Consider the following 20,512-nt stretch of genomic DNA (forward strand, 5'->3'; position numbering starts at 1 on the left):
ATATTTTTCGCGCTGCACACAAAATGGGCTTTCGTGCTCAATTCGTGCAAAAGATCGTATACAATTCTGACTAAATCCTGCTCACAAAATCCGTTTAACTTTTGAGACGAAGATGGCTATGTTTACTGACATCAAGGAAACCGATTTCATGAAATCTGCCGCCAGCGCCATCAGTCAAGACGATACCCAGGAAACGGGCGTCCCGCAGATCCGCGATGCGATCAGGGACGCGATCGTCGAGCGGCGCCTGTCACCCGGCACGAAACTGTCGGAAAGCGATGTCGGCAATCTCTTCAACGTCAGCCGCACGTTGGCGCGCGCTGCCTTGCAAGCGCTATCCTATGAAGGTCTCGTCAGCGTCGAAAAGAATCGCGGCGCTTTCGTCGCCTATCCCTCCCCGGAAGAGGCCCGGCAGATTTTTGCCGCCCGCCGGTTGGTCGAGCCCGGCATTCTGCGGGAAGCTGCCGCCCGCATCACACCATCCGATATCCAGCACCTGAAGCAATTGCTTTTGGAGGAAGGCCGGCTGATGAGCGAACGCGGCCAGACGGCAAGGCGGGCAGAGATCAAGGCGTCGGGCGATTTCCACCTGACGCTCGCGGCTATATCCGGTAATGCGATCATGCAGCGCTTCATGGAAGAGCTGGTCGCCCGCTCATCCCTGGTGATCGCGCTCTACGGGCAATCGACGGTGTCAAGCTGCGGCCATGCCGAACACGGGGACATCATCGAGGCGATCGAACGCAGGGAACTCGACCGCGCCTGCCATCTGATGCTGCACCATATCGCCCATATCGAGGCCGATCTCGACCTGCGTGAACGCAAGAGTCTCGGCCTCAAGGAAGCATTCGAACTCTGAGAGATCAGTGGCCTGGTGAAGGGAGATCGGCGGCGCGGCTGATTTCCTCCACGCTCATCGGTTCGCTCGAGCGCAGCTTGATCTTGCCGTCAGCGCCGATCAGCACCAACCCGAATTCGCCGTTGAGCGGTCCCTGAAGCTGTTCGCGCACATCGTCGGCATCAAGGTCATGTCCATCCTCGAATAGGGAGAATGCACCGCCGCCGGCGATGGTGAAGACCTCGATATCGTCTTCGATCAGCCGCATCTGCGATTTGCGCAGCAATTCGTCCTGAATGATCGGCCTGTCGTCCTCGGCGTCGGCAAAGACGATCAAGATATTCTTCTCGCCCAGGAACTGTTCCAGCGATCGCGGCAGATGAGGCTTGCGGACGCCGGATCCGATGATTTCTTGCAGAATGGATTTCAACATGATGCTCATTCCTTCTCTGCCTGTTTCAACGGCTGGAAATGAGCACGGTTCCCGAATGGGGGAGGATCGCGGCCAATGCCGCGATCCAGTAGGGCTATTCGCGCGGTTCGCCTTCGGATGCGCGCGTCGAAAGCGCGACGATGTCAGGCGTACCATTGGCGAGAAGGCGCTTGCGCACCAGAACGCGCATGACGCGCGCCGCCGTGGAAAAGGTCATCTGGTCCAACGGTCCCTCGCCCTCCCAGGGTTTGGTCAGCCGTTCGGTGACGGCGCTGACGATATTGGCCGGGACGATATCGGTGCATTCGCGCATGGCTTCGAAAACGAAACTGATAGGGATGACCCTGCCTTCATAGGTAACGATCGGCTCCGTCAATTCGCTGTCCCATTCCTCATAGGCGTAAAGCGCCTCGCGGAAGAGCTGCTGCAGGGTAAACGGCGCATGTCCGTTGTGAAGTGGCGGCAGTGCATTCATCATGTCTGTCTCCTCTGTGGATTAAGCCAGCTTCCTCAAGACCCGGTCCGGATCGACGCGGAAACAAAAGCTCGACTCCTCCTTCGGACCGGATACACGATTCATTTTATAGAGTAACACAGGCGTGATAAAGCCATTTCTGACCACCCTGCTCGCGGCAGGTTCTAACCGATTGAAATTCATTAAGACTTGCCGGCATTTTTTGTTGGCGAGACAGGCTCAAACAGCGTTTTCGCCTGTAGACAACATCGGAAAGGCGGATTTGGAACCTTTAAGGCGCTGACAGGTTTTTCCCCCGCAAGCAGTCTGGGGAGATCAGCAATGACGCAAATTCACCAACCTGAACGACGCAGCCGCACCCTGCGTGGCCGCCCCTATAGTCTTCATGAGTTCGCCGCCAAATACGGCCTCAAGAACGAACAGGCCGAAAGCCTCTTCACCCGCTTCGGTCCGTCTTCTATCGAGTTGGACTTGTTGATGGCGGCCAAGCGCCGTCCGCCAGTTCAGCCCGACCGTATCCGCGAGTAGGATAGAATCGTGAGCAGCAAAGACAAAATCCGCAAAGATGCCGGAGGACAGTTCGCGCGTTCGGACGAGGGCCGCCGCAACGACGGCGTCTCCAGCGCCAAGCCGCGCGACATCACTCATTCCGATGATGCCACCATCCACCGCACACCGCCCGGCCAGAGGTCGCACAGGGACTGGAACGTCAACCACGACGAAGCCAACAGCGAGCGGTCACGCCCTGAATGACCGCTCCTCCCTCTGCGGCCTCCTGAAGCGAAATTTCACCGAATATGTCGGGAACACATCTCAGGTGAAATCGTTCTTCCGGTGAGCATGGCGAAAGGCCATGCGGCCCCATCGAAAGACGGCATATTTTGCCGGCTCCTTCTACACGATCGGCTTGAAGTGCCGCCTTTGGCGGGAGGCCGATCGTGTGGAATCGAAGGCGGGGGAAAAGATCGGCGCAAGAAGGACGGAATTATGAGCAACACCTCCAGGCATGAGTGGATATGCAAGCGAGCCTATGCGATCTGGGAAGCGGAAGGCAGGCCGCACGGCCGTGATGCCGAACATTGGCTCCAGGCAACAGCCGAACGCGAGAGGCTGGAGCGCACTCGTGCCTCGACGGATGGCAATGAAGTCCTCGTCAAATTTCGCCCGAAAGCGCCGAAACCACGCAGGCCGGCTGCTCTCGGCTACCAACGCCAAAAGCTGTCGCGGGCCGGTTGAACGCACGGCTATTCCAAACTGACACGGAAACGGGCCGAGAAATCGCCTTCCCACCACATCGGGAAGTTGGTTCCCCATTTATTGTTGTGCAGGTTGAAGCGGATTCCCTCTTCAAAATCCGGCAAGCCTTTGCAGAAACTCATGAAATCCCAGCTCTGCGGCGCGACCAGCGGCGTGTCCAGGGGCTTGATGAGGAGCGCCCTTGCACCGCCTCCAGCATCCTCGAAATCGCCCCGGACTGCAGTAACGGCCTGAAGCTGAGCACCACCGGAGCTGGCAGATTTTCCGGATGGGTGCCATAGACCCATCTTCCTGAAGGCCCAGCCCTTTGCGACCTCGGGCGTAAAGGAAAGGAAACTTGCCTCCGGCATGCGGTTCGCCGGCTTGTCGCGCAGCGAAAGGCGCAGTTCCAAGGCATCGCCATCGGCCGAAAACGCGACAGCGAGCTGGCGCGGTGCGCCGAAACGTTCAACAGCCTCAGTGGGCATGGACAGCAGAAGCCCTCCCTCGCCGGCACTTTTAAGATCAGGCATGAAAATCTTGGAGAGCGCAGCACCCGAACGGTCAAGCCCCGGCTTGTCGTGATCCAGCACCGCCCATTCCTGGCGATGGGTGAGATAGCTGTCCATATGCCTGTTGACGTCGGCAGCATCGTAGCTCTCATAGCGATAGGCGATCAGAGAGCCAGCACGGCCGGTGATCCGCCGGCCCTGCGGTGATGTGAGCGCCGTGACATCACCCGTCACTTCATTCAGCTCGATCGACCAGCCGCCGGCGCTGAGACGGGTTTCGCGGCTCATGCTGTCGACGAACGGCGGCGCAAAAAGCTCCGCAAGCACAGCCTGTGCGTGCTGCTGGTCATCGCCATCGAGTTCGGCGACGGCCTGGTCGATATAGCCGCGCTGCTCGTCCCACGATGCCTCGGTATAGGCGAACCGGTAGTCCGTTTTGCGAGCAGCTTTGAAATCGGCTTTTGCCCAGGCCCTGTCGTCGCGCAGGTAGGATTTGATATCCACCCCGCACGTATGCTCCGCCACCATGGCAAGCCCGCGCCCAAAGGCGAGCCTGCGCCTATTGAGCCCCTCGCCGGCAAAACGGTCATAGAGCCGCTGCAGGGCCAGAAACTTCGCCGTCTTCAAGGGATCGGCGGCGCTGCCATGGATCCAGCTGTCGCCCAACTCCAGCTCCAGCACCGGAAAGCGTTCGCGCTTCCCCCAGAGGATCGCACCATAATCCTCCAGCGTCGCCGCGCGGATGATCGCGTCAGGCTCATGGCGGCGCATGTCGCGATGGACTTCCGCAGTCTGCGGCACGCTCTGCGGACCGATATTGTCCTGCGTATGCGCAAAGCTCAGCCCGTCGTCGAAACCTTCGGGGAAATAGGTCTCGCCATAGGAGCGCTGGTACATGACGACGACTTCCGCCCCATCGGGCGCGCGCCAGCGGAAAACATCGGGCACATCAGGCGGCGGGGAAGCGGTGTTGACGCCGAGATGCAGGAAGCGGATGCCGGCCTCGGCAAGCAGAGGCACCATGCCGAGGGTGTGGCCGGGAACGTCGGTCATCTTCGCCGCAATCGTCGTCCTGCCGAAACGGCGGTCGAGCTCCTGCGAAAAGGAAAGACCGGCGCGGAACAGGTCTGACGACATCAGCTCCGTGTGGGTGGTGAAGGGCAGCCCGTGCCAGCGGATGAGTCCCCGCTCGATCGCCTGCTCGAGTGCTGCGACCTCGGCAGGCGAGCGCGAATTCAGATGATCCCAGATCAGCCACGCGCCCGTTGTCCAGATGAACTTCGGCTCTTCAGGGTTTTCGGCATGGAAATGCGCGCCGGTCTCGATCGCCTGCGGGATGAAGCGCTCGTGATATTGACGGCGGACTTTCTCGGCATGATCAGTAAAGCCGATGTCGAGATGGGTCTTGAAGACCAGATGCACACGCTTTTCGGTCATTTCCATTCCATTGGGCCGGCCTTGCCGCCATCAAGCGGTTTTCACGCGGTCTCCACGCAAGGCGCTGTGTGTCCAACGCGCAATACAGGCCATCCTCCCAATATGATACAACAACCTGCTGTGTAATCGTTTCCACAAACAGCCTTGCGCCGCAACGTAACGATCCGTCAAGCATATTTGAGCGAGATACCCGAATATGCTGGATATTTTGTTGTACTTTGTTTCGAGCGTCTTGCCTGCGGTACCAGACCGCAATTATCTAACGAAAGAATGTGAAGACGTGTTCATATGCCATCTGCCCTGATGGCCGGTGAGATGCGTTCGCGATATGCCTGTCATCTTGCTGCTTTACACGACGTATCCGAACCTTCGCCGATGGCCGCTCCATGACCGAATTCACCGTCCATGTCACACGTTCCAGCCAGGCGAATGATCACTGTTTCCAAGTGCCCTTCGATATTCCCTCGGGCACGACCATTTTCGGGCTAGTTTCGGGAACGGCAGATATTCGCGGCGCAATGAGCGATCGCATCGTCCGGCCCGGTCAGGCATTCTCGCCGAAGAAACGATCGAAGCGGAGGAATGGCAGGACAGCTTTTCGGGACCGCCAAAAACCTTGCGGCGCGCGGAAATCATCGTGGAAGCTGCGTAGCAGCCAATCCGGCAGTCCCGTCCACATCGAAGGAATTCGTAACTGATGTAACGATAAAGGAGTGACTATTTCTCTTCGCAGAGCGTCCGGTGAACCTCTGTCCAGAACAAGGCAAGCAACGTATCGCCGTTGCGTTCGGCGACGAGCGCGCGGATCAGCGCCTCGGAGCCGGCCATGTCCTGCCAGCTCGATTTCAGCCCTTTGGCGGCCTGATGGCATTCGGCGATATCGAACGTTCTCTTACTGTCCATCTGGAGCCTCCCCGGAAAAGGCGCTAACAGATGGATCTGGAAAAGTCATTCCCCGCATATGTGGGGATGCCTTGTATTTTTGACATTCCTCGCGGTAGGATTGAACGGTTTGAGACAGGCGGCACGATGACGGAAAATAGCTATTCGCAAAAATTCGAAGCCGTTTTCGAACAGATCAAGGCTGCGGAAAATGTCGATGCTTCCATCCGCATTTTCCAGGCGGGATATGCCGTGGACTATGTCACCTATCACCTCGCTCAGACCATTGCGGCAAAGATAGACGCCCCTTTTGTGCGCACCACCTATCCGGATGCCTGGGTGTCTCGCTATCTGCTCAACAGCTATGTGAAGGTCGATCCGATCGTCAAACAGGGCTTCGAGCGCCAGCTGCCCTTCGACTGGAGCGAGGTCGAGCCGACACCGGAAGCCTATGCCATGCTCGTCGACGCCCAGAAGCACGGGATCGGCGGAAACGGCTATTCGATCCCCGTTGCCGACAAGGCGCAGCGCCGCGCGCTGCTGTCGATCAATGCCCGCATTCCGCTCGATGACTGGACCTCCATGGTCAAGCTCTATCGCAATGAGTGGATCGAACTCGCCCATGTCATCCATCGGAAGGCCATCTACGAGCTTCACGGCGAGAACGACCCGGTGCCGACGCTTTCCCCGCGCGAAATCGAATGTCTGCATTGGACGGCACTCGGCAAGGACTACAAGGACATCGCCGTCATCCTCGGCATTTCCGAGCATACGACCCGCGACTACCTGAAAACTGCACGCTTCAAGCTCGGCTGCGCCACCATTTCCGCGGCCGCCTCGCGGGCCGTGCAGTTGCGCATCATCAACCCCTAAGCTTTTCCGGATTAGTTTGGAACATTCTGTTGGCTCAAACGGGCCGGTCGATCAGACCGCCCGTTTCAGAGTGGTTTATGCTGACCAGGAAAGACTCTAAACGACCCCCCCATATGCGGGGGCTCATCTGTAGGCACCCATATGAGGGAATTTCCGATCCCGCCGTCCTGAACCATTCTGCCCTCACGAACCCAACACGCTGGAGGGCAAAATGTTCGTTATCATTCAGGCACATGAGTATCAGAAATACGCTTTCATACTCGACCAGATGTTCCGCCTGCGCAAGAAAGTCTTCGCGGACACCCTTGGCTGGAACGTTCCGGTAATCGGCCCCTTCGAGCGCGACAGCTATGACTCGCTCTGCCCGGCCTATCTCGTCTGGTGCAACGAAACCCGCACCCGCCTATACGGCGGCATGCGCCTGATGCCGACGACCGGACCGACCCTCCTCTACGACGTCTTCCGCGCAACGTTCCCGCAGGCAGCCAATCTCGTCGCCCCCGGCATCTGGGAAGGCACCCGCATGTGCATCGACGAGGAAGCAATCGCCGACGATTTTCCCGATGTCGATGCCGGCCGCGCCTTCTCCATGCTGCTGCTCGCACTTTGCGAATGCGCCCTCGACCACGGCATCCACACGATGATCTCAAACTATGAGCCGCATCTGAAGCGCGTCTACAAGCGCGCCGGCGCCGAAGTCGATGAACTCGGCCGGGCCGATGGCTACGGCAAGTATCCGGTCTGCTGCGGCGCCTTCGAAGTTTCCGAACGTGTGCTCACTAGGATGCGCGCATCCCTCGGCATCGATACCCCCCTCTACACCCGCTACGTCCCGACACGTTCCGTCGTGACGCAATTCCTGGAGATGGCAGCATGAACCGCTTGAACGAAACCACCGTGCAAAAAGATATCGGCGCGCTGGAACGACATATCCTCGCATCCCGCGATATCGCCACGCAGATGGGAGACCCCTTCCTCTCCTATCTGCTCTCGATGGCTCTCTTCACGATCTACGAGAAGAAGGCGCATCAGGAAAACGACCTGCTGAAGAGCAGCTACAACTGAGCAATTCCAGCAAAAGTGCTTGAGCGCTTTGCGTCCGGAATTGCGTGAAAACAAAGATATAGAGCATTTCCGTGACGTGAAGAAAATGGAAATGCTCCAACGGGTCCCCCGGGGCCAGCGGCCGGGCTTGAAGCAGACCTCCCCTTCAGGCTCGGCTGCGCCTCCCGATCTCAGGCGCCTTGCCTGAACTGGCCAGAACTGGCCGCAGCTACCGCCTCATGGAAGCGATCGCCGAAATCAAGGCCTCGTGCTGATAGGGTTTCGGCAGGAAAGCGGTGTTGGCCGGCAGCGACATGGGATCGAGCCGCACCATGCCCGAGGTAATGATGATGCCGATATTCGGCCGCATCGCCCTTACCCGCTTGGCCAACTGGATGCCATCCATCGAACCGGCCATGTTGACGTCGGTGAAGAGGATATCGACATCGTCGCGGGCCTTCAGAAGCACCATCGCCTCATCCGCATTCCCGGCCTCGAGCGCCACGTGCCCAACATCTTCAAGCACATCCAGAATATTGAACCTGATCAGCGGCTCATCCTCGACAATGAGCACCACGGCACCCTGGGAAGCCACCATTCTGCGATTGCCCTCTTCAGATCCAGTCTGACAGGAGTAAATGTAGCCCGTGTGCGAAGGTTCCAGAGGGCAAACCGGAAATATGCATCGTCCACAGATGCTTGCGCTGATGGCTTGTGACTGTCCCGGATTTGCGTTAAGCGGACACAAGCTGCGGGTGCCATTGCCCCGGCTGACCGCACCCTGGGTGCCGGGCCTGTAGCTCAATGGTTAGAGCCGGCGGCTCATAACCGCTTGGTTGGGGGTTCGAGTCCCTCCGGGCCCACCAGTTTCTCATCTTTTCAAAAAGCTAATGTAGCCGGACGCGAAAAACCGGAATTTTGACACCAGGTTCCGGAATTCTGAAATTGGCGCGCCAATCATTCAAAGGGACTTTAAACCGCTTTTGAAGAGCCGGGACCTCACGCGCCTTTTTTCCGCGTAAAAAGCGCTCTCATGATCTTAAAGAAATCTTTGATCAGCCGAATGTAGGTCCAGTAGTTGGGATATTCGTCATATGATACCTCCCAAGGCGGCGTGCGCGGATCTCTTTTCTTGCGCCTAACACCCCAAGGGCCGACGTTGTCGCCTCCTAGTTTCTGCATCTCTTTCTTGAGTGCATCAATCTTGTCGCGCTCGGTTGGCATCTCAGTCCTTAAACAATCCGTAAGGCGTTCGAAATCATCGGATGTCTTGCTACGTTTGCCGCAGTCCGTTTCTGCAATGCTGCTTCCGCAGCCAAGGAACCGTACTAGGCCGCCGAAAACCACATAACGTTACCCGCCGGCATTATTCTCCGCATTTGATTCGTCAACTTTTGGAAGACCAGCTGTCTTGATCGTCAACCAAACGAATAAAATCAGCGCGACCAGCGCAGGAACGCCCAAAAGGACACAAAAATAAATCACCAGTGGAAGGTCGTGAATTCCTACGAATAGTTCCTGCGCAGCACACTTATCCGCCATGTAATCTTTGAAATGTGTACACTTGCCGGCGTCGGGGAATAAATAGAAAGCCCCGTCCACAACAACCAGGAAGCCAGCCATGATGGCCATGCCTTCAAGCAGTTTTCCATTTGCTTGCCGCCTGAGTGACAGCTCCGGCTTCGTTTTCTTAACCGACCAGAGTAACTTGCCGAACAGGAAGCACGCAGCTGTACCGAGAAACTGGGCAAGCATAATCACAAAGAAAAGGTTGAAAGCGGGTTTGACGAGGTGGGCAGTAAGTGCAGCCAGAAATGCCACCACCCCCAGTATTGAAACTGCGGACACCCACGTAAGCCCGTCTCGCGTCACAACAGCACGGTAGAGCCCATATGACGCCCAGGCGGTCAGGGCTATGGGGACGGGACCGATGGGCCAAGGAAACGATAGATCAAGCATGCTGCGACTATGCCTGATCAAATGCGTTACTCAACCGAATTATGTCTCGACACCGGGATCTTTCCTAACTCAGCGATGTAATGCGTCCGGGTCGTACGGCTGAGGTTCCATTTTGCCCCACGAACCTCAACTGTCGGACGACCATGTCCCGCTTCGGCGGGCTCTTTTTGCGAGATCCCCGACATTTTACGGATATCTTTCGGTCGCCGGATGCCACAGTCTAGCGGTGCGCGGAGCATGGTTGGTTACCACGGCGCAGGCGCTGGCGGTTTGGTTGGAAACAGACCGTCAGCGTCGCCCAACCAAGCGGAAATCCTTATTTTCTCCGCATTCGCCGCTTCTGCTAGGCGATACGGATCTTGCAATCATCTCTCAGCGAGATCTCATCAGCCGCGAAAATGCCTTGGCTACAAAACGCTGGCCGAAGTGTTCATGGCCCATTTGCAAGAACAGGGGTGATCCCCTACCCTGAACGTCGGCGTGATGCATCTGGGTGAGCTTCTCCGATTCTTCCTCAAGCCCGACATCTCCATTCATTGCCGCCCCCTCATATTCATGATAGCTTAACCACGCTTTCGCGCTTGTGAAGCCAGGGATGGCAAGACGGGGGTGCGCGATGAATGTCTTTTGGATCAGCGTCATCTGCTTCGGCCTTGGGATCTCCGCTGCTACGGCAGGCCCACTGCATGATGCCGCGCGCGAAGGCAATGTCGAGCGCGTCAAGCAGCTTGCGGATCAGGGGGTAAACCTCTCCGAGCCTGATGATACCGGGGAACCGGCGCTGCTGATCGCGGCCCTGTCCGGCAAGGCCGATGTCGTCACTCTTCTTCTCGACCGCGGCTGCGACATCAAAATCCGCAACAAGGGCGGGCTGACGGCCCTGCATGCGGCGGCCTATGGCGGCCATCTGGATATCGTGGAACTGCTGGTGGCGAAAGGCGCCTCCGTCAACGACCACGACAACTTCTACAATATGACGCCGCTGCATGCGGCGGCCGAGGAAGGTCATGCCGATGTCATTGCCTTCCTGCTTGCGCAGAAAGCCGATATCGAGCCGAAGGAAAGGAACGGCTACACGCCGGTGACCCAGGCCGGATGGCGGTCACACTGGGACGCCGTCACTCTGTTGTTGAAAGCGGGCGCCGCCTGTCAGGGAGCGGACCTTACGGGTCAGTGGCTCTATGACGAATGCACGAAGCGAAAATGAGCGTGCGCGCCTGAAAAACGGGAGCATTGAAATGTCTCACTGGAATGGATTTGTGAAGGCTGCAGCTACAGGCGGCATCGCCGTCCTGCTGCTGGCAAACGAGGCCACAGCCGAAGACTTCGTCAACACGGGCTATTTCGGGGATGTGGCGATCAAGGGCTATGACCCGGTCGCCTATTTCACGGATGATAAGGCCGTGGAAGGATCACCGCAATATTCCCACCACTGGCTGGGCGCGACCTGGTATTTCGCCAGCGCCGAGCATCGTGACATGTTCGCCAAGGATCCCGGCAAATATGCCCCGCAATATGGCGGCTACTGCGCCGATGGCGTTTCCTTCGGAACGGTGACGACCAATATCGATCCGAAGGCCTGGCGGATCATCGATGGCAAGCTCTATATCAGCTATGATCCGGGTGCGGCCGAAGGGCTGGTGAAGAACCCAACGAAGGTGGTGGATTCCCAAAAACACTGGTCGGAAGTGCAGAACATCCTGATCTCGGAGAAGGCGCAGAAAGACTGGCAGCATCCCTCTGCCCAGCAGCTGACCAATCGGTGATCAGCCCCCGATAGAGAAGAATTTCAGCGCCTGCGGCGTGACATGAACATATGTCGCGCCGGGTTCTTCCGCAGCGTGATTGCGATAAACGTTCCCGCAGACCATCCGATCCATGAAATAGCCTGGGAACTTTTCGCAGAGCCAGTCTCCCTGAATTTCGACCGTGCCTGTTATGTTGGTGTTGGCGCTTCGATAGGCCGTGTTGCCGGCATTGTCGAAGAACTGGACGAATTGCGTGCCGTTGCGGTGTTTGCCGGTCCAGGTCTTGTCGCTGATGAGATCGCGCAACTGCTCGCCGGTGACCTGATCGTCCTTCTCGCCCCGAAATCCGAAGGGCCATTCGGGAATTCCGGCCTTCTGCAGCCTGCTCAGATGTTTGTTCAGATCGTCCTTGCGCCAGTAGTCGTAGAGATAGCTGTAATAGGTCAGGTTGCTTTCGGGAAAGAGCGCCAGGAGCTTCGTCTTCTCCTGAAGGCTGCGCGCCTTATCGCCGTCATCGATGTAGGCTGCCGTGAGAAATTCGCGCGCAGCCTCCGCTTTGGGAAGCGCGTCGCGGGCAGCCTCCATCAGCGAGATCGCCCGGTCCTCGTCTCCAACGATGTAGAAAACGATACCGGCCAGCAACTGGAAGCCTGATGATGGCGAAGGATCGAAGCGCAGCGCCTTTTCCATTTCGCTGATCGCCTGATCATGATTGCCGATATGAGCGAGCACGAGGGCCAGATTGCCATTGGCTTCAGCGTCGCTCGGCTGTGCCTGCACGGCACGGTTTGCCGATGTCAGTGCCTCGGTCTGGCGGCCATCGACCAATTGCAGCAGAGCAAGCACGGTATGCGCCCGCGCATTGTTCGGATCGATCTTCAATGCCTGCCCTGCCGCGTCATAGGCGATCTTGCGGGCAACAGCTGCCGACCAGAGGATGTTGTAGTCGTTGCGCCAGACATCGACGGCAATGCGGGCAATCCCCGCATGTGCATCGGCAAAGTTCGGATCGAGGTCGATCGCCTTCTGGTAATAGGACAGCGCCTCGCGATAGGTCACCACGTCACCATAGGTGAGACCCGCCTGCTCGGCCCGCATATAGTAATCATAGGCCTCGAGATTCTCCGTCGGGATCTGCGCCAGCTGCGTGCGCTCGCCCTCGCTCAGCCTGATGGCAAGCGCTGCGATGATCTTGCCGATCACGTCATCCTGGACTGCGAAGAGGTCGGCATATTCGCGGTCGTAGCGCTCGGCCCAGAGGGAAAGCCCGGTCAGCGCATCGATCAGTTTGACGTTGATACGCAATCGCGAGCCGGCGCGCTGCAGCGTGCCTTCAAGCACATAATGGACACCAAGTTCGGCGGCCACATCCTGTATCTTGCCGCCATCATCGCGCACCGCAAAGACGGAATGGCGCGCGATGACGAAGAGGCCGGAGACTTTCGAGAGTTCCGTAATCAGGTCATCGGTCAGGCCTTCGGCGAGATGATCGTGCTCGACGTCGCCGCTGACATTGATGAATGGCAATACGGCGACGGATGGTTTGTCGGGCAAAGGATAGGCAAAACGCCCGGTAATCGATGGGGTTTCGAGCAGCACCCATGGCTGCCACCACAGCGCCGCTGCCGCCGGAACGAGAAGGATCGCAACGCCTATTGCTGCGATGCGCCAGCGGCCAGGATATCGGCGAGCGTTGGCAGCTCTGTTTGCCGCCAATGGGCCGAGCACGACACGATAGACCCGCACGGGCTCGGCAATGCTTTTGAGCCTCTGCTCGCCGAGCGAGACGAAACCGACGTCGAGTTTCGATTTCACCTGGTCGTAGGCTGGGCCTGAGATCGCTATTCCACCGGGTTCGGCGAGCGACTGCATGCGGTCGGCCAGGTTGACGCCATCGCCGTGAATATCGTCACCCTCGACAATGATGTCACCAAGGTTGATGCCGATGCGGAAATCGAGACGGCGATCGGCCGGGATCTCCGCATTATGCTTCGCCTTCAGCTTCTGCACGTCCACTGCGCAGCGCATGGCGTCGACGACGCTGTGAAACTCGACCAGCAGCCCGTCGCCCATGGTTTTGACCAACCGCCCGCTATGCTCGGCTATCGAAGGCTCGACAATCTCTCTCAGGTCCGCCTGGAAACGCAGACGTGTCCCCTCCTCGTCGACCTGGCTTAGACGGCCATAGCCCACGACATCGGCAATCAGGACAGCTGCAAGGCGGCGCTCCATGCCAGTCTCTTCCCCCGAAAGGACGACAGCGGCAGCATCTTACAGTACCGCCATAGCCGATACCATCGACGGTGAGAGGGAAGGTCCTCAGCCTGTTGTGGGGTGGCCTGAGGCCGCGCCACTGTCACATCACTGTCACATCACTGTCATATTCTGCATAGGTGGCATGCCAAAATGCCCATTGTTACAGCATCACGCACAAATTATATGCTCGCCGGCTAACAAAAATAAGAAAAGTGAGCTTGCTATGCACTTGATTTTCAAACGCCGCAAAAGCGGCTTCATGCAACGGATCGTTAATGGCTTGGGTTCTGCCCAGCAGCGCTATCGTGATGCGCGCGAGGCAAGGAAGACCGCCATCCATCCTTCGTTTCTGGACGATTTCGGTATCTGACAACGCGGGCGCTCCAACGCAGGAGCGCTGAGCAATCCCTTTCGGGCCGGGGTTTCATCACCCTCTCAGGCAGCCTTCCGATCACCGGCGACCATGCTGGCCTCCTGCCTGACCTCCCCCTTCTTCAACATGATCCCGCAGGCAAACGCGACGGCGGAGAACACGAAGAAGAACGATTCGCCGATCGCCAGCCGATTGTTGGAATTGGACAGGATCGTTCCAAGGAAGAACAGTGTGATCATGGTATAGGCCAGCAAAGCGCTGAGGCTGATCAGTTTCTCCCTCCACGCGGCCACGACGCGTCTGTACATGGCGACCGCCAGAATGGCGAAAACGATAATGCCGAAGAGCCCGTGGCGGACGAGCATTTCGAAATAGCCATTGTGAAGCAGCGTATAAGGTACGCCGGCATAGGTCGTAGACTGCCAGAGCGTGAGCCAGTGGTTGCCGGCACCAAAAACTGGCGCCTGGGCAATCACTTCCGAGGCGTTCGCCCAGAGCTGCAGCCGCTCGCTCATCGACTCCGGCGTATCTTTCGACTCAATCGCGGAACTAACGGCATTCCATACGCCATGCGCCGAGATTTCAGTCTCGATCCGTGCGGTTGCCTCATAGGTCGGGCCGGCAAACCTCCAGATATCATCGCCGCCGACAAAAAGTGCCGCTGCGATGAGAGCGAGGACAGCAGCCCCTACCAACGCGGCTCGGCGCCTGTTTGCGTAAAGCAGCAGTGAAGCGAGCATGAGAGGCCCGACGAGGACGAGACTCAGCCAGACGCCTTTCGCCTTCGAGCCGTAAATGTTGAAAAGGCTGAGCGCGATGATGAGCGTCGCGACGGCAACAATCCAGTTGCCGGAACGGCGCTGGAGCTTGCCGGTCTCCCAGGCGTGCAACAGCCAGTAGAGGGCGCCGATCATCAGGAAGCCGCAGCCGATGGCCCCGTGGATCAGATTATTGTGGTAAAGTGGCGAAATGCGGTCGTCGCCAGCAAGGATCAGCCGATAGTCGGTAGAGACCAGCAGGGCGGCCAGTGCCACCGGGAAATAGATCGTAAAGACCGTTTCAACATGCTTGCGGCTGGAATAGAGCGCGATGCCGACCGCCGGGAAAAACAGCGTAAAGGCGTAGAGCCAATCGGACGCCCCCTTCTCGCCGTAAACGATCAGGCCGAAGAAAAAGCGCAGCAGCGCATAGGCACCCCAGGCAAGACAGGCATTGGCCAGCCAGTCACCCTTCAGCAGGCGAAAATTCGGCCTGAAATAGGCATAGGTCGTCCCGATCAGCAGCAGTGCCGCATAGCGATAGATGTCGCTTTCCACAATGGGAGCCGAAATCAACAGCAGCCACAGGATGACAAGGACCGGCTTGAGGTGGGAGGGCGTGGCAATCGGCTCTTCGCTCGCTACCATAGAGAATACCGTACCCTTCTAGCATAATCGGCGGCGCGAAGCAGATGAGTGACGGAGCGGCGTATTCCCGTGAATTTCTGCCGCCTGTAATCGAGCTTCGTCGCAATCGCGGTCTCGTGACTGTTTGCCCCTAGCTCTAGCAGATTGCTCTTGAGCGTAAAGGTATTAACCTTAGTCGACCACCCGCGTTCTATTGCCACATCGAAGGGATAGACCATGACGAACATGGTTCGCAGCAGCTTCTCAGCGCCGGATCGGGTGACGAGGTAGCAGGCCGCCGAGCCCTGCGGCCCGTGAATGCAGCGGCCAATGATATCGCGATATTTCGTCATCGCCTTGTATCTAAATCCATCGGACCGGTGATTGAGAAGCTTGACCAACTCTGCCTTCGGAACGGTGGCAAGCACCGCCTCCGCGCGCCGCATCAGATCGGCCTGCAGCTCGACATCGTCTTCCATGATGATGGCAGCATCATTGCTGCTGTTCAGAAACTCGGTAAGCGCCTTGAGGTGGCTGCGGTAGCAACCGTGCTCGCCCGGCAGATAGTTCCTGCCGTTGCGAAGAAGAAATTGCCGCTGGTTGATATCCGCCTTGTCGTGCGGCTGGATCTGCGAACCGTCCACGCCGGATATCCTGATGATATCGAGCTCCAGCGAATTGGCCTTTCGCGAAAGCTGTTCCCACCGGGCGATGGAGCGGTTCAGGTTGATGACATAGGCACCAAGTTTCATAAAGGCGGAACTTCAGTATGAGATGGAAAAGCACTTCTTTATAAGGTGATGCTTAATCGCGGGCAACTGCCATATGCCGCCACCATCTACCATGCGTTGTTTCTCCCCCCACACCCTTTGGTCGAACCCATTATTTATAGTAGAGAAATTCTCATGCGCGCTATTGCCGCAATAGCTTCACAATCCGCAGACACAAAGCTCGCAGGGACGCAAACAGCCGAGGAACAAACATGGCGCCGAACTACACCAAGACTGCCTTTCTCACAGCCTTTCTGAGCCTGCCGCTCGCGGCATCCGCTCCGCTTCTGGCGGAGGAGAACCAGCCGCGCGAAGCGGTCATCAACGTATCCGGAGAAGGCGAATCGGCATTGGCTCCCGATATGGCCGTCGTCAATCTCGCCGTGGTCAAGCAGGCAAAGACCGCCCGCGAAGCGCTCGACGAGAACAACAAGGCCATGAAGGAGGTGCTGGCTGCGCTAAAGAAGAGCGGCATTGCCGAGCGCGACCTGCAGACCTCGGGCTTTTCGATCCAGCCGCAGTATAATTACCCGCAGCCGGTCGATAACCAGCCGCAGCCGCCTGAGCTGATCGGCTACCAGACCAGCAATTCGGTCACCGTGCGCGTCCGTGACCTTTCCAAGCTGGGAGAGATCATCGACCAGTCCGTCACGCTCGGCGTCAATCAGGGCGGCGATATCCAGTTCACCAACGACAAGCCGGAAGCAGCCCTTGAGGAAGCCCGCAAGAACGCCGTCGCCAACGCGATCAAGAAAGCCAAGACGCTGAGCCAAGCCGCCGGCGTCGAGGTCGGCCGCATCATCGAGATCAGCGAGAATGTCGTCCGTCCGATGCCGCAGCCGATCTATCGTGCAGCGATGATGAAGGAAGCCTCCGATGTCGCTGCCGTTCCGGTCCAGGGCGGCGAAAACAGCTACAATGTCACCGTCAGCGTGACGTTCGCGATCGAGCAGTAGAACATTCAGGGCGCTTCGGCGCCCTGCCCCGCGCTAACGCCACTCAAAAGAAAACCGCCCTTGCAGACAGCAGGGGCGGTTTTTTTGTGGTGAAAATCGTACGCCGATATCAGCGGCGCAGGAGCGGGCAACCGCGAACGTTGCCAAAGGTCATCTGGTCGGGACCGCGACGACTCCAGCCCTGCACGATGACACGGCGTGGCGTGACATCGACGACGCGCGTGCGGCGCAAACCGTAATCCTCGGCGATATTTTCCGCCATGCGCGGATCGCAGCCGCCACGCGGCGGGCGACCGTAACCTGGCGGAGGCAGAGGCGGACGGCCATATCCCGGCGGCGGTGGCGGCGGGCGGCGCCAATCCGGCGGCGGCGGACCACGGTCCGGTTCGCCGATAATGATATTCACCTGCGCGGAAGCCGGCACAACGGTGCCGGCCAGCGCAGCAGCGGAAAGAAGGGCGGCAAGCCCCGCCTTCGCCAGAAACTGCATCATGAAAAAGATCCTCGTGGTTAGTAGCCGCGCGCGGGCAATTGCCGAAGCCTGTTTCGGAATCACTTACATACAGTTCCGAGAGAAGACGGTCTAAAGTGTCGCGGTCAAGGCAAAATGGCCGAAGCGCAGGTTTTCCCGGCTCCGGCCGATGGAATTAGCGGTACATGACAGGGCAGCCGCGCACGTTGGCGAAAGTCATGCGGTCCCAGCCACGGCGATCCCGGCCGGCAACGACGACCCGGCGCGGTGTGATGTTGAAAACGCGCACGTCGCGCAGGCCGGAATAACGGGCTTTGCGGATGGCCTCCATCGGCGAGCAACCGCGAACTGGCGGACGGTGGTACTGCGCCTTGACGACGAAGTCCGTCTGCGGCGCGGCGAAAGCGACAGAACCCGCGAGCGGGATGGAACTCAGAGCAAGCAGTGCGGCAAGCGAAGCCTTGGCAAGGAAATGCGACATTTGGGGTTGTCTCCTCGTGGTGTTTCCTCGATCTCCCGTTTGGGATTGTCTCGAAACTAAACGCGTGAAGCTGAATGCCGTTCGAACCGCCCATTCAGTTGGCATTCAGAACTGTTAACGAGATCATGGGCTGAGATGCAGGACCACGTCACGCCGATGCGGGTGGTCACGGTGCTCGAAGAGATAGATGCCCTGCCAGGTGCCGAGCACCAGGCGGCCATGGCTGATGGGAATGCCGATCGAAACCTGCGTCAGCGCCGCCTTGATGTGGGCAGGCATGTCGTCCGGCCCCTCCGTCGTATGAACGATCCAGCGCATGGACGGATCGGAAGACGGCGGCACAAGGCGGCGAAAAAAGCTATTGAGATCGGTCTTCACATCGGGATCGGCATTTTCCTGGATGAGCAGCGAGCAGGAGGTATGACGGACGAAGACCGTCAGCAACCCCTCCTCCATGCCGGACTGGCGCACGAAGGTATTGGCCTGATCGGTGAATTCGTAGAGGCCCTGGCCGCGGGTGGAAAGTGTTATTGTTGTCTGAGGCAAGGCGGGCTCCGTCGCAAATTGTCCCTGCGAGGTGGCGCGCCCTGCCTCTGGAGTCAATGGAAATGAGTTAAAACTAGAGCCGCAGCAGCTCCTCGAAACCGCCGTAGATCATGCGCTTGCCGTCAAATGGCATCTTCCATTTGTCGCTGGAAAGGCGCGGATCGGCCATGACCTTAGTATTGATCTCGTCGCGGTGCTGCCTGGATTTGTAGAGGATCCATGAAAAGACCACCACCTCGTCATCCCTTGCCATGACAGCGCGCGGAAATGAGGTCATTTCGCCATAGGGCACGTCATTGCCGAGGCACTCGACATATTCGAGCGCACCATATTCCTTCCAGATCGACCCGGCATAGGCGGAGAATTTCTTATAGGCATCGACATTCTCGCGGGGAACGGCGACGATGAAACCATCAACATAAGACATTGCACTTCTCCTCTTGCGTTAACGTCCGAAAGACGTTCGACGCCGGTCACATCCGACATTGCCGCGTCAATTAACGTCCGCGGCCGTGCGGCAAGGAGATGAGAGCCCATCAGCCCTGAAGGGTCTTTACCTTGAGGAGATCGGGGAAAAGCCGCGTCCACAAGAGCACGACGGCGATCGTACCGACTCCGCCGACAATGCCGGCTGCGACCGGACCGACCACACCGGCAAGCATGCCGGATTCGAACTCGCCGAGCTGGTTCGAGGTGCCGATGAAGAGCGAATTGACGGCATTGACACGCCCGCGCATCTCATCCGGCGTCAAAAGCTGCACCAGCGAACTGCGAACGACGACGCTGACCGTATCGGACGCACCGATGACCAGCAGCGCCAGAAACGAAAGCGCGATGTTGGTGGAAAGCGAGAATACGATGGTGGCGACACCGAAAACCGCGACTGCGAACAGCATCTTGCGGCCGACATCCGATGTCAGCGGCCGTCGCGCCAACACAATCGACATGGCAAGCGCACCGATTGCAGGTGCCGCGCGCAGCATGCCGAGCCCCCACGGGCCGGCATGCAGGATATCACTGGCAAACATCGGCAACAGCGCCGTGGCGCCGCCAAGCAGAACCGCGAAAAGATCGAGCGAGATGGTGCCGAGCATCACCGGCCGGCTGCGAATGAAGGAAACCCCGGCGAAGACGGACGACAAAGTCACCGGCTCACGTTTCGAGGGCGCCCATTCCATGCGGATCGAAATCACGTTGAAACTCGCCGCGGCAAACAGCACGGCCGACATCGCAAAGGGAGCGACAGGGCTCACTCCGTAGAGAAGACCGCCAAGCGAAGGACCGATGATCAGCGCCGTCTGCATCATCGAGGTCGAGGTGGCAATCGCTTTCTGCAGCATCGAAGCCGGCACGATATTCGGCAGGAGCGCCGCCATGGTCGGTCTTTCGAAGGCGACAACAGCCCCCATGATGGTGACCGCAACAAGCATTCCAGCCGGCGAAAGCCATTGCTGCCACGTCGCTATCGCCAGCACCAGCGAAGTAATCGCTTCGACGAGTTGGCAGGCAAGTCCGATCCGTCGGCGATCGAACCGGTCGGCGACATGGCCGACGACGAAGGTCAGAACAGCCATCGGCAGAAACTGGCAGAAGCCGACGAGGGCAAGCGCGAAGGCGCTATGGGTTTGTTCGTAGATCATCCATCCCATGGCGATCGCCACGGACTGAAAGGAAAGCGAGGAGAAGACCCGGGAGGCAGCGAAATTCAGATAGCCGGGATGGCGCAGAACGCTTTCCCGCTCTTTCACTATTATGTCCATTGTTCAGTCACCGGCCTGCGGCCAAGCCCCAGGCACTTATAGGAATCTTATAAGAACGGAACGGTGTTCTGCTCGA

Annotated in this window: 27 protein-coding genes, 1 tRNA gene and 1 pseudogene; 13 read left to right on the top strand and 16 right to left on the bottom strand. The window is 58.4% G+C overall.

Annotation, left to right across the window (positions count from 1 at the left end):
- Positions 1-148: 148 nt before the first annotated feature.
- On the top strand, positions 149-859 hold the full coding sequence (locus tag KQ933_RS13010; RefSeq protein ID WP_216758903.1) for a GntR family transcriptional regulator: 711 nt from the start codon (positions 149-151) through the stop codon (positions 857-859).
- A 4-nt stretch (positions 860-863) separates the two neighbouring features.
- On the opposite strand, the gene KQ933_RS13015 is transcribed toward KQ933_RS13010, so the two are convergent.
- Positions 864-1,271, bottom strand: coding sequence for a DUF4174 domain-containing protein (locus KQ933_RS13015; RefSeq protein ID WP_216755276.1), 408 nt, complete (start codon positions 1,269-1,271; stop codon positions 864-866).
- A 94-nt stretch (positions 1,272-1,365) separates the two neighbouring features.
- A complete protein-coding gene (locus KQ933_RS13020) occupies positions 1,366-1,749 on the bottom strand; it encodes a hypothetical protein (RefSeq protein WP_216755277.1) in 384 nt (127 codons plus the stop codon).
- Positions 1,750-2,067: 318 nt separating this feature from the next.
- On the opposite strand from KQ933_RS13020, the gene KQ933_RS13025 reads away from it, so the two are divergent.
- The 3 genes from KQ933_RS13025 (at position 2,068) to KQ933_RS13035 (ending at position 2,982) form a co-directional block, all read left to right on the top strand.
- Positions 2,068-2,274, top strand: coding sequence for a hypothetical protein (locus tag KQ933_RS13025; RefSeq protein WP_216755278.1), 207 nt, complete (start codon positions 2,068-2,070; stop codon positions 2,272-2,274).
- A gap of 9 nt (positions 2,275-2,283) precedes the next feature.
- The gene (locus KQ933_RS13030; protein WP_253958236.1) at positions 2,284-2,499 is read left to right on the top strand and encodes a hypothetical protein; all 216 of its coding nucleotides are present in this window, start codon (positions 2,284-2,286) and stop codon (positions 2,497-2,499) included.
- A 234-nt stretch (positions 2,500-2,733) separates the two neighbouring features.
- On the top strand, positions 2,734-2,982 hold the full coding sequence (locus KQ933_RS13035; RefSeq protein ID WP_216755279.1) for a DUF2934 domain-containing protein: 249 nt from the start codon (positions 2,734-2,736) through the stop codon (positions 2,980-2,982).
- 8 nt (positions 2,983-2,990) lie between these two features.
- Here the strand turns inward: KQ933_RS13035 and KQ933_RS13040 are convergent, their stop codons facing one another.
- Positions 2,991-4,931 (bottom strand): DUF5054 domain-containing protein, encoded by a 1,941-nt coding sequence (locus KQ933_RS13040; protein ID WP_216755280.1) that lies wholly within the window; start codon positions 4,929-4,931, stop codon positions 2,991-2,993.
- 386 nt (positions 4,932-5,317) lie between these two features.
- Between KQ933_RS13040 and KQ933_RS13045 the strand changes: the two genes are divergently transcribed.
- Positions 5,318-5,629, top strand: a complete 312-nt coding sequence (locus KQ933_RS13045; protein ID WP_216755281.1) for a hypothetical protein — start codon at positions 5,318-5,320, stop codon at positions 5,627-5,629.
- A 19-nt stretch (positions 5,630-5,648) separates the two neighbouring features.
- Here KQ933_RS13045 and KQ933_RS13050 read toward each other — a convergent pair whose 3' ends face one another.
- Positions 5,649-5,834 (bottom strand): hypothetical protein, encoded by a 186-nt coding sequence (locus KQ933_RS13050; protein ID WP_113300036.1) that lies wholly within the window; start codon positions 5,832-5,834, stop codon positions 5,649-5,651.
- Positions 5,835-5,960: 126 nt separating this feature from the next.
- Between KQ933_RS13050 and KQ933_RS13055 the strand changes: the two genes are divergently transcribed.
- The 3 genes from KQ933_RS13055 (at position 5,961) to KQ933_RS13065 (ending at position 7,751) form a co-directional block, all read left to right on the top strand.
- Positions 5,961-6,686: a LuxR family transcriptional regulator gene (locus tag KQ933_RS13055; RefSeq protein WP_216755282.1), complete on the top strand. Its 726-nt coding sequence runs from the start codon at positions 5,961-5,963 to the stop codon at positions 6,684-6,686.
- 211 nt (positions 6,687-6,897) lie between these two features.
- Complete coding sequence (locus KQ933_RS13060) at positions 6,898-7,563, top strand: acyl-homoserine-lactone synthase (protein WP_216755283.1); 666 nt, start codon at positions 6,898-6,900, stop codon at positions 7,561-7,563.
- Positions 7,560-7,751, top strand: coding sequence for a hypothetical protein (locus KQ933_RS13065; protein WP_183731300.1), 192 nt, complete (start codon positions 7,560-7,562; stop codon positions 7,749-7,751). Before KQ933_RS13060 ends, KQ933_RS13065 begins: the two co-directional genes overlap by 4 nt.
- Before the next feature lie 208 nt (positions 7,752-7,959).
- Here the strand turns inward: KQ933_RS13065 and KQ933_RS13070 are convergent, their stop codons facing one another.
- On the bottom strand, positions 7,960-8,328 hold the full coding sequence (locus tag KQ933_RS13070) for a response regulator (RefSeq protein ID WP_216755284.1): 369 nt from the start codon (positions 8,326-8,328) through the stop codon (positions 7,960-7,962).
- A gap of 192 nt (positions 8,329-8,520) precedes the next feature.
- Between KQ933_RS13070 and KQ933_RS13075 the strand changes: the two genes are divergently transcribed.
- Positions 8,521-8,596: transfer RNA gene (locus tag KQ933_RS13075), tRNA-Ile, on the top strand.
- 133 nt (positions 8,597-8,729) lie between these two features.
- Here the strand turns inward: KQ933_RS13075 and KQ933_RS13080 are convergent.
- Complete coding sequence (locus KQ933_RS13080; protein WP_216755285.1) at positions 8,730-9,077, bottom strand: hypothetical protein; 348 nt, start codon at positions 9,075-9,077, stop codon at positions 8,730-8,732.
- 6 nt (positions 9,078-9,083) lie between these two features.
- Positions 9,084-9,578, bottom strand: a complete 495-nt coding sequence (locus tag KQ933_RS13085) for a hypothetical protein (RefSeq protein ID WP_253958237.1) — start codon at positions 9,576-9,578, stop codon at positions 9,084-9,086.
- Positions 9,579-10,035: 457 nt separating this feature from the next.
- Here KQ933_RS13085 and KQ933_RS13090 point away from each other — a divergent pair.
- The 3 genes and pseudogenes from KQ933_RS13090 to KQ933_RS13100 form a co-directional block, all read left to right on the top strand.
- Positions 10,036-10,148 (top strand): annotated as a pseudogene (locus KQ933_RS13090) (IS30 family transposase); the annotation flags it as partial.
- A 157-nt stretch (positions 10,149-10,305) separates the two neighbouring features.
- Positions 10,306-10,896: an ankyrin repeat domain-containing protein gene (locus KQ933_RS13095; protein WP_216755287.1), complete on the top strand. Its 591-nt coding sequence runs from the start codon at positions 10,306-10,308 to the stop codon at positions 10,894-10,896.
- A 31-nt stretch (positions 10,897-10,927) separates the two neighbouring features.
- A complete protein-coding gene (locus tag KQ933_RS13100; protein ID WP_216755288.1) occupies positions 10,928-11,455 on the top strand; it encodes a YHS domain-containing (seleno)protein in 528 nt (175 codons plus the stop codon).
- On the opposite strand, the gene KQ933_RS13105 is transcribed toward KQ933_RS13100, so the two are convergent.
- The 4 genes from KQ933_RS13105 to KQ933_RS13120 form a co-directional block, all read right to left on the bottom strand.
- Positions 11,456-13,669, bottom strand: coding sequence for an adenylate/guanylate cyclase domain-containing protein (locus tag KQ933_RS13105; protein WP_216755289.1), 2,214 nt, complete (start codon positions 13,667-13,669; stop codon positions 11,456-11,458).
- 184 nt (positions 13,670-13,853) lie between these two features.
- Positions 13,854-14,066, bottom strand: coding sequence for a hypothetical protein (locus tag KQ933_RS13110; RefSeq protein ID WP_216755290.1), 213 nt, complete (start codon positions 14,064-14,066; stop codon positions 13,854-13,856).
- A 62-nt stretch (positions 14,067-14,128) separates the two neighbouring features.
- Positions 14,129-15,472, bottom strand: a complete 1,344-nt coding sequence (locus KQ933_RS13115) for an O-antigen ligase (RefSeq protein WP_216755291.1) — start codon at positions 15,470-15,472, stop codon at positions 14,129-14,131.
- The gene (locus tag KQ933_RS13120; RefSeq protein ID WP_216755292.1) at positions 15,466-16,203 is read right to left on the bottom strand and encodes a glycosyltransferase family 25 protein; all 738 of its coding nucleotides are present in this window, start codon (positions 16,201-16,203) and stop codon (positions 15,466-15,468) included. Before KQ933_RS13120 ends, KQ933_RS13115 begins: the two co-directional genes overlap by 7 nt.
- Positions 16,204-16,433: 230 nt before the next feature.
- Between KQ933_RS13120 and KQ933_RS13125 the strand changes: the two genes are divergently transcribed.
- A complete protein-coding gene (locus tag KQ933_RS13125) occupies positions 16,434-17,177 on the top strand; it encodes an SIMPL domain-containing protein (RefSeq protein ID WP_216755293.1) in 744 nt (247 codons plus the stop codon).
- 109 nt (positions 17,178-17,286) lie between these two features.
- Here the strand turns inward: KQ933_RS13125 and KQ933_RS13130 are convergent, their stop codons facing one another.
- From KQ933_RS13130 to KQ933_RS13150, 5 genes are all read right to left on the bottom strand, one after another.
- Positions 17,287-17,670, bottom strand: a complete 384-nt coding sequence (locus KQ933_RS13130; RefSeq protein ID WP_216755294.1) for a hypothetical protein — start codon at positions 17,668-17,670, stop codon at positions 17,287-17,289.
- Between the two features lie 154 nt (positions 17,671-17,824).
- A complete protein-coding gene (locus KQ933_RS13135; RefSeq protein ID WP_216755295.1) occupies positions 17,825-18,130 on the bottom strand; it encodes a hypothetical protein in 306 nt (101 codons plus the stop codon).
- Positions 18,131-18,253: 123 nt separating this feature from the next.
- The gene (locus tag KQ933_RS13140; RefSeq protein WP_216755296.1) at positions 18,254-18,676 is read right to left on the bottom strand and encodes a secondary thiamine-phosphate synthase enzyme YjbQ; all 423 of its coding nucleotides are present in this window, start codon (positions 18,674-18,676) and stop codon (positions 18,254-18,256) included.
- A gap of 73 nt (positions 18,677-18,749) precedes the next feature.
- Positions 18,750-19,103, bottom strand: a complete 354-nt coding sequence (locus KQ933_RS13145; RefSeq protein ID WP_216755297.1) for a DUF1428 domain-containing protein — start codon at positions 19,101-19,103, stop codon at positions 18,750-18,752.
- A 109-nt stretch (positions 19,104-19,212) separates the two neighbouring features.
- Positions 19,213-20,436: an MFS transporter gene (locus KQ933_RS13150; RefSeq protein ID WP_216755298.1), complete on the bottom strand. Its 1,224-nt coding sequence runs from the start codon at positions 20,434-20,436 to the stop codon at positions 19,213-19,215.
- Positions 20,437-20,512: the final 76 nt, after the last annotated feature.

Origin of the sequence: Rhizobium sp. WYJ-E13, from assembly GCF_018987265.1 — a bacterium.
GTDB lineage: Bacteria > Pseudomonadota > Alphaproteobacteria > Rhizobiales > Rhizobiaceae > Rhizobium.